The 13,064-nt window shown below is 30.8% G+C and carries 15 protein-coding genes; 2 read left to right on the top strand and 13 right to left on the bottom strand.

The window, feature by feature from the left end:
• The 4 genes from ureC to ACTT9R_RS00125 are packed head-to-tail and all read right to left on the bottom strand — an operon-like array spanning position 1 to position 3,132.
• Positions 1-1,710: an urease subunit alpha gene (gene ureC / locus ACTT9R_RS00140; RefSeq protein ID WP_440926313.1), complete on the bottom strand. Its 1,710-nt coding sequence runs from the start codon at positions 1,708-1,710 to the stop codon at positions 1-3.
• Positions 1,707-2,012, bottom strand: a complete 306-nt coding sequence (locus ACTT9R_RS00135) for an urease subunit beta (protein ID WP_440926058.1) — start codon at positions 2,010-2,012, stop codon at positions 1,707-1,709. The genes ureC and ACTT9R_RS00135 overlap by 4 nt, the downstream gene beginning before the upstream one ends.
• A gap of 7 nt (positions 2,013-2,019) precedes the next feature.
• Entirely contained in the window at positions 2,020-2,322 is a 303-nt protein-coding gene (locus tag ACTT9R_RS00130; protein WP_440908215.1) for an urease subunit gamma, read from the bottom strand.
• Positions 2,323-3,132 (bottom strand): urease accessory protein UreD, encoded by an 810-nt coding sequence (locus tag ACTT9R_RS00125; RefSeq protein WP_440926057.1) that lies wholly within the window; start codon positions 3,130-3,132, stop codon positions 2,323-2,325.
• Positions 3,133-3,218: 86 nt separating this feature from the next.
• On the opposite strand from ACTT9R_RS00125, the gene ACTT9R_RS00120 reads away from it, so the two are divergent.
• Entirely contained in the window at positions 3,219-3,440 is a 222-nt protein-coding gene (locus tag ACTT9R_RS00120; protein WP_440926056.1) for a hypothetical protein, read from the top strand.
• On the opposite strand, the gene ACTT9R_RS00115 is transcribed toward ACTT9R_RS00120, so the two are convergent.
• From ACTT9R_RS00115 to ACTT9R_RS00100, 4 genes are read right to left on the bottom strand one after another with little or no spacing between them, the layout of a single operon-like run.
• Entirely contained in the window at positions 3,437-4,588 is a 1,152-nt protein-coding gene (locus ACTT9R_RS00115) for a DUF1501 domain-containing protein (RefSeq protein WP_440926055.1), read from the bottom strand. The genes ACTT9R_RS00120 and ACTT9R_RS00115 overlap by 4 nt on opposite strands.
• On the bottom strand, positions 4,585-6,018 hold the full coding sequence (locus ACTT9R_RS00110; RefSeq protein ID WP_440926054.1) for a DUF1800 family protein: 1,434 nt from the start codon (positions 6,016-6,018) through the stop codon (positions 4,585-4,587). The genes ACTT9R_RS00115 and ACTT9R_RS00110 overlap by 4 nt, the downstream gene beginning before the upstream one ends.
• Positions 6,019-6,021: 3 nt before the next feature.
• Complete coding sequence (locus ACTT9R_RS00105; protein WP_440926053.1) at positions 6,022-6,891, bottom strand: glycosyltransferase; 870 nt, start codon at positions 6,889-6,891, stop codon at positions 6,022-6,024.
• The gene (locus tag ACTT9R_RS00100; RefSeq protein WP_440926052.1) at positions 6,892-8,214 is read right to left on the bottom strand and encodes a glycosyltransferase family 39 protein; all 1,323 of its coding nucleotides are present in this window, start codon (positions 8,212-8,214) and stop codon (positions 6,892-6,894) included.
• Positions 8,215-8,292: 78 nt separating this feature from the next.
• Here ACTT9R_RS00100 and ACTT9R_RS00095 point away from each other — a divergent pair, with 78 nt between their 5' ends.
• Positions 8,293-8,808, top strand: a complete 516-nt coding sequence (locus ACTT9R_RS00095; protein ID WP_440926051.1) for a TraR/DksA family transcriptional regulator — start codon at positions 8,293-8,295, stop codon at positions 8,806-8,808.
• A gap of 214 nt (positions 8,809-9,022) precedes the next feature.
• On the opposite strand, the gene ACTT9R_RS00090 is transcribed toward ACTT9R_RS00095, so the two are convergent.
• The 5 genes from ACTT9R_RS00090 to ACTT9R_RS00070 form a co-directional block, all read right to left on the bottom strand.
• On the bottom strand, positions 9,023-9,649 hold the full coding sequence (locus ACTT9R_RS00090) for a glutathione S-transferase family protein (RefSeq protein WP_440926050.1): 627 nt from the start codon (positions 9,647-9,649) through the stop codon (positions 9,023-9,025).
• Entirely contained in the window at positions 9,646-10,662 is a 1,017-nt protein-coding gene (locus ACTT9R_RS00085) for an NAD(P)/FAD-dependent oxidoreductase (protein WP_440926049.1), read from the bottom strand. Before ACTT9R_RS00085 ends, ACTT9R_RS00090 begins: the two co-directional genes overlap by 4 nt.
• The gene (locus ACTT9R_RS00080; RefSeq protein WP_440926048.1) at positions 10,663-10,983 is read right to left on the bottom strand and encodes a 2Fe-2S iron-sulfur cluster-binding protein; all 321 of its coding nucleotides are present in this window, start codon (positions 10,981-10,983) and stop codon (positions 10,663-10,665) included.
• Between the two features lie 61 nt (positions 10,984-11,044).
• Positions 11,045-12,076 (bottom strand): fatty acid desaturase, encoded by a 1,032-nt coding sequence (locus ACTT9R_RS00075; protein WP_440926047.1) that lies wholly within the window; start codon positions 12,074-12,076, stop codon positions 11,045-11,047.
• Positions 12,077-12,146: 70 nt separating this feature from the next.
• Positions 12,147-12,887, bottom strand: a complete 741-nt coding sequence (locus tag ACTT9R_RS00070) for a bacteriorhodopsin-like (protein WP_440908626.1) — start codon at positions 12,885-12,887, stop codon at positions 12,147-12,149.
• Positions 12,888-13,064: the final 177 nt, after the last annotated feature.

Genomic DNA, 13,064 nt, shown 5'->3' with positions numbered 1-13,064 from the left:
CTAAAACATAAAATATCTTTGTGCCAAAGGAAGTTCTTTGGCTGGTTCACAAGTAATTATTTCACCATCAGCTTTTACTTCATAAGTCTCGGGATTAACCTCGATTTTTGGACACTTGTTATTTAAAATCATATCTTTTTTAGAAATAGATCTTGTATTTTCTACAGGTAACAAGTCTTTTCTTATACTTGCACCTTTTAAAGAATTCTTTTCAAGAGCTAGTTTACTTGTGAAAATTACCGAGGATTTTTCTAACGACGTCCCAAATGATGAAAACATTGGTCTAGTGTATATTGGCTGAGGGGTTGGAATTGATGCATTTGGGTCTCCCATCTGCGCACAAGCTATACTTCCTCCTATCAATATCATCTCTGGTTTGGCACCAAAAAATGCTGGATCCCATAAAACTAAATCTGCACGTTTATTTTTTTCAATACTGCCAATATGTTTTGAAATTCCATGAGCAATTGCAGGATTGATTGTGTATTTTGCTAAATATCTCTTAACTCTAAAATTATCATTATCCCCTTTTTCCTCTGGCAAACTTCCTCTTTGAACTTTCATTTTATGCGCAGTTTGCCAAGTTCTAATGATAACTTCTCCTACTCTTCCCATTGCCTGACTATCTGATGCAATAATTGAAAAGGCTCCCATGTCATGAAGAATATCTTCTGCTGCAATTGTTTCTCTTCTTATTCTACTTTCAGCAAATGCTACATCCTCTGGAATCGATTTATCAAGATGATGACAAACCATAAGCATATCTAAATGTTCTTCTATTGTATTAACTGTGTATGGCCTGGTCGGGTTTGTTGAAGAAGGAATAACATACTCTTCTCCACAAACTTTAATTATATCTGGTGCATGTCCGCCGCCAGCACCCTCTGTATGAAAAGCATGAATAGTTCTTTTGTTTATTGCTTTTATTGTATTTTCTACAAATCCACTTTCATTTAAAGTATCGGTATGAATCATTACTTGTACATCATTTTTGTCAGCAATATTTAAACAATTATCAATTGCTCCGGGAGTGGTTCCCCAATCCTCATGTAGTTTGAGTGCTGAGGCTCCGGCTAGAATTTGTTCCTCAAGACCTTCTGGTAATGAAGAATTTCCTTTCCCAGCAAAAGCTAAATTCATAGAAAAACCATCAGCAGATTGGATCATTCTTTGTATATGCCATGGTCCCGGTGTACACGTTGTTGCAAGCGTACCATGAGCAGGTCCAGTACCTCCTCCAAGCATGGTCGTGATACCTGAGTGCAAAGCATCATCAATTTGTTGGGGGCATATATAATGAATATGACTATCAAAACCCCCTGCTGTTAAAATTTTTCCTTCACCTGCAATTATCTCTGTTCCTGGACCAATAATAATATTTACTTCAGATTGAGTGTCTGGATTTCCAGCTTTACCAATTTCGAATATTTTTCCATCCTTTAAACCAACATCAGCTTTATAAATTCCATTCACATCAACAATTAAAGCATTAGTTATAACTGTATCTGCAGCTCCTTTTTCTCTGCTAATTTGAGATTGGCCCATCCCATCTCTTATTACTTTTCCACCACCAAACTTAACTTCTTCACCATAAGTGGTTAGATCGTTTTCAACTTCAATAAATAATTCAGTATCTGCTAGCCTTACTTTATCACCTGTGGTTGGCCCATACATATCTGCATAAGCTGCTCTAGAAATTTTAACCATTATAATTTCCCCATAACTTTCTTATTGAACCCGTATATTTTTTTTAATCCATTTATTTCTATAAGCTCAACATCTTTAGATTGACCTGGCTCAAATCTTACAGCGGTTCCTGAGGGGATATTTAATCTCTTTCCATATGCTAATTTTCGATCAAAAACTAAATGCTCGTTAGATTCAAAAAAATGATAATGGCTACCAACTTGCACAGGTCTATCTCCGGAATTAGAAATTTTTATCTTAATAACTTTGGTGTCTTTATTTAATTCTATATGCTCGTTTTTTGTAATTACTTCACCTGGCTTCATAATATTATCATCTAATAGGTTTGTGCACTGTTACTAATTTAGTTCCATCAGGGAAAGTAGCTTCCACTTGAACTTCCTTCACCATATCTGGAATGCCTTCCATACAATCCTTTTTTTTAATTACATGAGCTCCTGCCTCCATTAGTTCTGCAACACTTTTGCCCTCCCTAGCTCCCTCTACAACAAAATCTGTTATTAAAGCGATAGCCTCTGGATAATTCAATTTTATACCTTTTGATAATCTATTTTTAGCGACAATCGCTGCAAGGCTTATTAAAAGTTTATCTTTTTCTCTAGGAGTAAGTTTCATTTATATATTCCATATTTTTGGTATCTTCGAACCTTCAAAAAAATAAGACAAAATTTTATCAATTGCAAATTTAAGTTTATAACTATCTTTAGATAAAAGTCTTACGATCAATTTATTATCCCATTGAGAATAATTTGAAGTTGTATATTCATTGTTAGTTAAAGTTTCAGATAGATTATTTACGTTATTCAAAAACTTATTTCCTACAATAATAATTGTTGCAACTGCAGAATTTTTATTTAATGTCGAAAAACTATTCAAATATTTTTTCTCAAATAAAACTGTATTTATTGCTTCAGAATGAATTAATTTATTATCAACATTAATATTCCAAAAATCTGAAAAATATCCCTTTTCAAACTCCTCCCTCATAGAAGTTCGTCCAAAAATAATATTTTCGCAAAGAAGTAAATTTGAATTTTTTGATAAATTAAAATTAATTTTTCTTTTTAAATTACAATTATTAAATAAAATTAATTCTTTAGGTAACCAAAATAGACTAGAATTATTTAATAAATTTAAGTTTATTTCTAAATTAGCTGGATTACCAAAACCACTATAAATTTTTTCTGCTGCTTGAGTTGAGATACAGAGTTTCGAACTATCAATCTCAACTTCGTAATCATATTCATCTCCACTAGTAATTCCACCAGCAGTATTGATAAGCATTAATTGTTTTAAATTTTCATGAAAATCAGGCATTAAAGCTTTTAAAGATCCTTGTTGATAAAGTTTTTGTAAGTTTTGATCTTTTATTTTTATTTCTAATCTGCCCTTAGATTTTTCTAGTTTCTTTTGACTAATATTCATTATCTTATCCTAGCACAAAAAAACCTGTTTATAATTTGCCAATTTTTACAGCTTGAATTATTTGCCTTTTTTAATAAAAAGGAAGCATGCAAAACCAAGAAATAGTCAAAATAATAGAAAACCTTAAAGGGCGAAGAGATTATGAGGAAAAAAGAGCCTCTAAATTAGGTTTTGCTTCTCTTTATGATTACTTTGAAGATAAGATTTCAAAGAAACAAAAAGCTATTGAAGACGTACAAAAAGAATTAGAAGTTGCAAAAGCTGATAACCAACCAAAAGCTGCTAAAAAAAGTTGCGGTTGCTGCTAAACTTTAAAAAGTTTGTCAGATAAATTTTGTAAATTTTCTCCCCAGAAAACTTCTTTGGAAATTTTTTTGAAATCTACATCAAATACTGTAGACATTGCGGAAGCATAAATTGCTCTTGAATCTATAGTAGAATTTAAATCTCTTCCTTCAAATAACTCTTTTTTCTTTAAGCCTGGCCAATCAGTATGAACTTGTGCTTTTTTAACTAATCCACCTGCCATTAAGATAGCTGAACCGTAACCATGCTCTGTTCCATTGCTACTATTCTGCTTAATTGTTCTTCCAAACTCTGTTAATGTTAAAATTAAAGTATTATCAAAAGCTTCCTCAGTCATTGAGGATTTAAGAGATCTAAAAATGTTATCACAATCTCGAAGACAATCAGCATGAGCTCCATCAGTTGCACCTTGCGCTGCATGTGTATCAAATCCATCAACTTCAAAAACAGCCACACTTGGTCCATCAGGTTTTGAAAGTTCATTGGCAGCATTCGATGCAAGAACCCAACTATGATCACTTGCTGTATTACTAAATTCTCTAGTTTGTATTATCTCTAAATTCTCACTCAATAATTGTTCATCATACTCTTTATATGCATCCTGAATCATTTTAAGAGTTTGTGGATATGGCAATTTATATCCAACAGGAAAATAATTATTGTTCATTGGAACACCTCTAATCAATAAAGGCATTGGTAAAGCTAATGCTAATCCATTTCCTGTTAATCCAGCAATTTTCATTCCTCTTCCAAGCCAACCTGTTTTTTCTTGATAAGGTATTTTACCTCCAGACTCCATTAAGTTTTGCCCATCAAAGTGTGACCTACCAGTGTAAGGAATATTTGTTGCATGGACTGCTGCACTTTGATTTTGATCCCAAAGATTTTTAAATGTTTTTAGTGCTGGATGTAAATCAAAATCTGAAGTTAATTTTAAGGTTCGATCAAGATTAATTTTGCTTCTTAACTTTTCAAAGTTTTTATCACCTTTAATAGGAATAGCACATAAACCATCCATTCCTCCACGAAGCATTATAATTACTAAATTTTTCTTTTTTCTTGAACTTGCATAAGTTTGTCCGCCAAACCCTGCAAAATATAATGATGTAAGCGCTGTGGTCTTTAAAAAATCTCTTCTTGTTATTTTCATGATCTTAAAAACTCTGGGTGATTAAAAAGTAAAGTTTGTTTTTCAACAATTCTACTTTTTTGATTTAAATATTTCATTATTTTATCGGGATTATCAAAGTTTTTTTCAACTATATTTTGATAATACATCTCATTATTATTTTGCATTTTCGAAAATGAATGACTTAATTTTGCATAAACAAGTCTTCTTATTAGTAACTCTGGAGAAATCCAATCATCAGAATGATCAGACCAACCATTAGGTTGTTTTGCTCTATAAGGATGTTGACCTATATTTCTTAATAATCTCTCAGGGGATCTTTGTTTTTTTGTTGGTTTAACTCCTAATTCAAAAGAATCCATTGTTTGAGGTGAAGGAGGCCACTCTAAATCTCCCAATTTAGCAACTTGAATAAACCAATTTTCTGGTGTTTGAAATTTTTTAAATTTATCGTTGTAATCAAATGCCACCTTTATTGCTGCTTTGTGTATCTCTGGTAAATGTCCATCAGATTTTTTGAAAGCATCAATAATAGGTTGTTTCATGTCTTTTGTAGGTTCATCAGTAATTAAATATCTACAAAGTCTCTCAGCAACAAAATCTCTGCAATTTGGATGATTTACCAGATCCTTGATCACAGCTGCTAAAGCTTTTTTTCCTCTCTTATATTCTTTCCCTAAAACGGTTTTTTTTCCTCTTTGATGATACTCAGAATTAAACCAAACATTCCCTGTTTCTAAATTTTGTTTGCTCCATCTATGTTGCCAACCTGTCATAATATATGCTAATTGAATAACATCTTCTTGAGTGTATCCAGCTTTAGGTGAAACTGTATGTAATTCTAATAGCTCTCTTCCGTGATTTTCGTTAATTGTTGCAGGTTCTTTTTTTCTACGTCTCCACTCTTCACCAGCAGTAACACTCTTTGGTCCTGCACTTTCGCTATTATCTAAGTGATGGATCATTGCCCAAGAAGTCGTTACATCATAAACCATTTTTTCAAATGATTGATTTAAATTTGGTCGAATAATTTCTCTTTGATATGCACCTGTTGAATAATTTGCTAAAAAATCTTTTTCGCTAATTGCAAAAAAATTCCCCCAAAACATCCAAAGTTTAGCTAATACAGGATGGTTACTATTGATACCTTCATTATGTCTGATTGATATTTCTAGAGACTCCCAAAATTTTTGACCAGTCTTGTGTCTTAAAATATCTTTGTGTGTTTTATAAAGAGTTTTATTGTCTTTATATTTTTTTCGTAAAACTTTTCTATCGCCATAAACCCAATCTCTATAATGTTTTCTAAGTTCTTTTTCAGAGTATATTTTTCCTTTCCACGAAAAGTCTGGAATTTCATCGACTTGATCGAGTGCCCAATTTAATGGATCCGAAGGAATATCTTCATTTGGTCCAATTCCATATGCGACTTTTCTAAAAAAGTTTTTCATATTTTATTTAATTTTATCAATATCGTGAATATTTGTTAAACAATTATTAAATTCTTCAATATTTTCTCTTAAAGCTAAACTGGAAATTGAATAAATCATTATTAACAAGAAAACTAAGGGCAACGATGTAATTACTGATGCATAACTTTTGATAAGTAAAATATAAAAAATTATAAATAAAGCTGACCGAATAAGAACAGTTTTTCTAAATACACTAATTATTGAAAGTGAATGTTTTAACAAATTAAAGAAGCTCATTTGAGATGGTCCAAAATATCTTTTGCCTCTTATGGATGGAATAGAAATTAAATGTTTTTCTATTTTTTTTAATGAGCCAGAAAAACTATTCCAGGTAGCCTTTTCATCTAACAGTTTCTTTACAGTTGATTTTGACAAACAAGTAAAGTTGCCAAATTTAATTGATTTTCCTGTAAATGCTAAAGTTAAAAATTTATGGAATTGATAACAAACTTTAAAAATTACACCCTCAGATCTTTTTACTCTTTCACCAATAATTGATTTTTCGCCTGATTGTTCTGAAAGTTGAATAAAATTTTTAATCTCTTCTGGTCTATCTTCACCGTCACCATCCATAGGAATTACAAAATCAAATTCTTTCTTTTCAAAGATATATTTTAAGCCTGAAGCAATACATCTTGTATGACCTCTATTTTCTTTCATATTTATTATTTCAAAAGAGCTAATACTTTCTAAATTAGTATAAGTATCAATTATTTGTTGGGATGATGAATCATTTATAACAACTAAAGATACATCGTGATTTATATTTTTTATTTGAGAATTAATATTTTCTACCAATAACTTTAAAGACTCTCTGTCGTTATAAATTGGAATTAAAATTACATATTTCATCTATCTTGACCCTACACAAACGTTATCAAGGCACATGTAATCTTTCAATTGATCGAGTTTTTCTCTTTCAACAAAACCGTCCCAAACTGGTCTAGATTTTAAATGATAAGATAAGTTTCCAGCACTCCACTCATCACCTAAAACAACATTAATTTTTGAATTAAATTGTTGATCCCAGGCATATTGTGTTTTAACTGCGATTTCTTTGCCTGGATAATCAGTTCTTTTATCGTCTTTTGAAATCGAAACATAAGCGTAAAGCACAGGTGATAAAAAAAAGAAGAAAATAAATCCAACCATGAATGGTTTTAACTTCTTAAGATTAATTTGAGCTTGAAACAAATAAACAGTTAATGTACCAAAAAATAAATAGAATGGTGTCATCCACATGGTTCTTATTTTTGATCCAGTAACCAATGATGTTAAAAACATTAAAACAATTGGCAAAATGTTAATTGCTAATAAAAATAGTAATTTTTTATCTTCAAGCTTTAAATTTAATTTAATTTTTTTAACTAATAACCAGGATAATATTAAAAAGGGAATTAATATTCCTACTTGTTTTAACAAAAAGATTATTGGAAATTTAATATGATCTATAAAGCTAGATTGTTCTAAGCCAGTTCTGGCTAATCCGTAAGTAATTGTGATAAATTCATTGTTATTTAACCAAATTAAATGTGGAACTAAAACCACAAAGAAAACCTCAAGTGTAATAAGATATTTAAAATCAAATTTTCTCTCTTTTGTTAAAAATATTAAATAAATAAATAATAGATCAATAGAAACTAGAAGATAAAGAAATAGATATTTTGATAAAAAACCAAAAGCAGCAAATAGACCTACTAAAAAACAATCTAAAAACTTTATTTCTTTGCTGTTATATATTTTCCAGGAATAATAAACTGTTATAGACCAAAAAGGTAATTGGCAAACATTTACATTAAATTCTGGTGTAGTGAAGTTATAAAAGTAAATTGCTTCAATTAATAAAACAGAAATTAAACCTAATAATTTATTGTTAAATATTTCATTTGAAAATTTTAAAACATAATAAAAAGAAATAATTACAAAGATTTGACTTAACAAATAATATATCCAATCTTGTGATCCAAAAATTTGAAAAAATATTTCTAGAACAAAAGCACTCATTGGTGGATGTTTATTGAAACCCCAATCTAAATTACTTCCCCAAGCTAACGCTTCGATAGTATCCAGTGGTAAATTGTGATTTGTGAGTGATGGAATCAACGTCCAAAAAATTAGATGAGCTGTAACAAAAATATAAAAAACATTATCAATATTTTTGTTATTAATGGTCATTTATAAATATTTATATCAATTAAGCTTGCTTGACACCCCTAATTTGCTGAATATACTGCGAGCGATTAAAATTAAGCTATGCCAAAGACTGCTAAAGCAAAGAAAAAAGTATCAAAATCAAAAACAAAAGTTGCGAATAATCCAAAACCAACTTTAGCCAAGGTTGTATCTAAAGGACCTGTAAAAATTTCAAAAAATTATGTTCCTAAAGATTCTGAAAAATATATGTGTGAAAAACATAAAGTATATTTTAGAATAAGACTAACAGAATGGAAAAAGGAATTGATTAAAGCTAATAACGAAGCCTTGTACAATGGTAGTATGGACGACAATAATATTTCTGCAGATATTGTGGATCAAGCAAACTCCTATATTGATAGCAATGTAGAAATGAAAGCGATTAATCGTCAGATTAAATTAATATCAGAAATTGATAAAGCATTAAGAAGAATTAGAGAAGATACTTATGGTTATTGTTTAGATACGGCAGAACCAATTGGATTAAAAAGATTAATGGCCAGACCTGTTGCAAAATATACAATAGCTGCACAAGAAAAGCATGAAAAAGATGAAAAAGTTCATGCAGATGATTAGTTATGAGAAAAAAAACATCTAAAAAAAATTCAATATCATTTCTTTTTGCTAAAAAATATATTTATTTTTACTATCCTTTCTTTTGGATTGTGCTGTTGCTATATTTATTTCTAAAATGAATAAAAAATTACTTTTAATTATTATTATCATTGTCGCTATTGAGTTCTCTGGTTATGGAATTCTTAGTACTTTGTACAGATTGTTTGGATAAATTTTATAGTTTTGGAATTTTGGCTTCCTTATCCATAAAAGCATAACCTTTTACAACGGCTTCTCTCTCAGCTATTTCTGAGTACCATCTTGATAAGTTTTTATAATTTTTTAAGCCAATATCATGCCATTCATGTCTTGCCATCCATGGCCAGGTTGCAATATCAGCAATTGTATAATTAGTGCCAGCAAGAAATTTAGACACTTTTAGTCTTGCATCTAATTCCCCATAAATTCTTTTGGTAATTTTAAAATATCGTTCCTCACCAAACTCGCTTTTACCAGGATTATAGTGATGAAACTGATGATGTTGACCAATCATAGGACCTACAGTACCCATTTGAGCCATTAACCATTGATTAATAACCAATCTATCTTTTTCATTATAAAGTTTTCCACTTTTATCTGCCAAGTACATTAATATAGCACCTGACTCGAAAATACTCTTGCTGCTATCATGATCAATGATCACAGGGATTTTTCCAAAAGGGCTTAACTTTATAAATTCTGGTTTGAATTGTTCATCTTTTCCAATATCAACTTTGGTTACTTTGTATTCATACCCAATTTCTTCAAGCATGATGCTAATTTTCCATCCGTTAGGAGTATTAGCAGAAAAAAGTTCTATCATCTTTTAATTCCAAGTCTTTCTTGTGCAGCCTTGGAAGTTGTTGTGAATTCAAATCTTAATTTCTCATCTGGTTTTGCATATTTAAAACAACCTCTTGCGGCTAAAGCGCCTTCATGAAATCCTGAAAGAATTAATTTTAATTTACCTGGATAAAAACAAATATCACCAATTGCGAATATTCCATTAATATTTGTTTCAAAGTTTTCAGTATTTACCTGAACTGTTTTCTTATCAATATTTAATCCCCAATCTAAAATAGGACCAAGTTGCATAATTAAACCAAAAAAACCTAATACGTAATCAGATTTAATATCTTTAATTTCTCCTTCATCATGTTTTATTTTTACTAATTCAATGTTTTTATCTCCCAGAATTGAGGTCATTTGAAATTTTGTATATAAATTTAATTTTCCTTGATCATTAAGTTCTTTTACTTTTTGAACGCTAGCTTCTGCTCCGCTAAAACCGTCTCTTCTATGAATTAAATTTACTTTAGAAGATTTAGATAATTCAATAGCCCAATCTAAAGCTGAGTCACCCCCACCAAATATTGAAATAGTTTTATCTTTAAATATTGATTTATTTTTGATTGAGTAAAATAAAGATTTTCCTTCAAATTTTTCACACTCCTTTACTGGAAACTTTCTAGGCTCAAAAGAACCAACACCACCAGCAATTACAATGGCTGCAACATCAAATTCTACTCCACCTGAAGTTCTAACATGCCATCGATTTTTATCTTTTTTAAGCTCTTCTACTCTTTCATTTAAATGAAATTTAACATTAAACGGTTTAATTTGTTGTAAAAGATTATTTGTTAACTCTTCCCCAGTGCACTCAGGTACGGCTGGAATGTCATATATAGGTTTATCAGGATAAAGTTCGATACATTGGCCACCTGCTTTATCCAGATTATCCACAATTTCACAACTCAATCCAATAATTCCAAGTTGATGGGCGCAAAATAATCCCGTTGGGCCTGCTCCTATAATTAATACATCTGTTTTATTCATCTAACCTTGTTTTGATGGTATGTTTACTTCTAATCCGTCTAACTCATCAGAAACAATTAACTGACAACTCAACCTACTATTGTTCTTTGGTTCAAACGCCATATCGAGCATATCTTCTTCACCATCTTCTTTGGCTGGAAGTTTATTTAACCATTGTTGTTTGACATAAACATGGCAAGTAGCACACGCCATTCCGCCTCCACAGTCAGCATCAATTCCCGGAATATCATTTTGGATAGCACCTTCCATTACAGTTAAACCGTTTTGAACATCGATTGTGTGAGTTTTATTGTCGTGCGTGTGATAAGTAATTTTTGCCATGCGTTATATATAGTTTCTTATTTAAATAGGACAAGTAAGTAAAATCATACTTAGTATTTTTTTAAATATTTTGAGGTTCTGGTAGGTCCTTTTTTATAAAATAGCTTGTATCTTCTTTTTGTTTCAATAAGGCAGGAATAATCTCTTTATAAGCGTCAATTAATCCATCATTTGGTTTTGGTAATTGATCTTTAATATGATGATGTAATTTATCCAAATTATAAGACGGAACTGTTGGAAACATATGATGAGTTAAATGATATTCCATTTTCCAATATAAAAAACTTAGTATTGGATTTAAATACATTTCACGTGATGTAACTCTATGATCTTTAACATTTCTTGCTAAACCTGCATGCTGAGTAAATGCAACAAGTTTATGTAAAGTTTTTCCATAAAATTGTGGTAAGACAAAATACAATAAAGGCATCCAAGAAGAAGCTAATATAGACCATAAAATAATTGAAAACCAAATAGCAACATAAATTCTTGAAATAAAAATTGCTTTTGCTTGTGCATTTTCTGGAATGCTATCTTGCATAACCTTTGTTTTAATTCCTAAAGCATGTTGAATGATTTCAAACGAAATATGTTTTTTAAAGAAAACTAAATCTAAAAATGGAATTATATTTATAATTAAGCGCTTTGGCGTTTCTTTTAAATCATTTCCATATTCAATTTCATGATCAAATGGATTTTCTGTTGAATAGGTGTTTCCGTGATGAACAAAATGTGTGTATCTCCATCTAGTTGGTTCAAAGTTAGCCATGTAAGAAGAGATGTAATAAAAAAATTCGTTTAAAAATTTTGATTGAAAAGCAGTTTTGTGACCTGTCTCATGCCATAATGGATTAGAAAAAGAATAAATATTTCCATAAACTAAAAACCAAAATACTGACCACCATGTGCCCCAAGATTGATATGCAAGAACTCCGGTTATTAACAGTAATCCAAAAAAAACTGAAACATGTTGAAGTCCTTTTATATCTGATTTCTTAGAAAGCTTTTTGAGAACTTCTTTATCAATTTGGCATTTATGCCATTTTTCTAATTTAACATCCATCAGTAAAAAATATGTATAGTTATTATACATAATTTAATAAAGGCAAAAAAAAAGGGCAAGTACAAAATTATACCTGCCCTTAATTTAAATTTTAGCTAAATTACTTAGCTCTTCTGCCCGCAGAACTAGTTGCAGCAGCCCAAATTACTAGACCGAATGCAATTTTGTTAATGAAGTCAGCTAAGTTATAAACGACGTTAAGTGAGTTAGCGTCTACACCACCAGTTAAGTAACCAAATACGTAACCTAATGGGTAAATTGCCCAACCTACTGTAACGATCATTCTCATTGCACCAAAAGCAGTTACAAGAGCCTTGTTTCCACTTTTTGCTGCAGCTTTACCAGCTTCACCTGAGAATACTTCATAAAGAATGTATACCCAACCTGCCATTCCGATGATGAAACCTAGTGTAGCATTAATGTATCCTGCTTCACCTAAGTATCCACCGATTAGCATCACTAATGAACCAATTAACAATCTCCAGAACATTCCAGAGTTTGCTTTGTTAATAGCTGCTAGAATTAAATAGAATTCTACCATCTGTAGTGGCACAGTGATTAACCAGTCAATGTATCTGTAAACAGTTGGTGAGTCTCCAGTAGCAACCCATACTTCTCTCATGTACATGTAGTGTATGAATGCAATACCAGTTACTAGACCAGCAACAATAACTGATGTTCTCCAGCCTGATGCGACATTACCTGCTTCCATGAAAAAGAAAGCAGTAGCTGCTAACATCCCCATAGAGATAACCCAGAATGAAATTCCGACGAAGTCATCTTGCATCAACATCGTTGCGTCTGCTGCAATAGCTATACCTGAAAATCCAATCAGAGCCATAGCTGCTAAAGCAAACAATTTAAGTTTTTTCATAAAAAACTCCCTCTTCGTTAGTTTTTATTTTTTAGTTTATATAAACTAGACTTAAGTCTCCCTAAGCCAAGATTGTGGTTAAATAGCAAATTAAATTAGTTTTATGAAGACTTAATTGTCACTAATAAGCATTGATTTTACTTA

The organism is Candidatus Pelagibacter sp. (assembly GCF_052049835.1).
Taxonomy (GTDB): domain Bacteria; phylum Pseudomonadota; class Alphaproteobacteria; order Pelagibacterales; family Pelagibacteraceae; genus Pelagibacter.
Note: the sequence above shows the minus strand (reverse complement) of the source record. Positions and strands in the feature narration are given on the sequence as shown.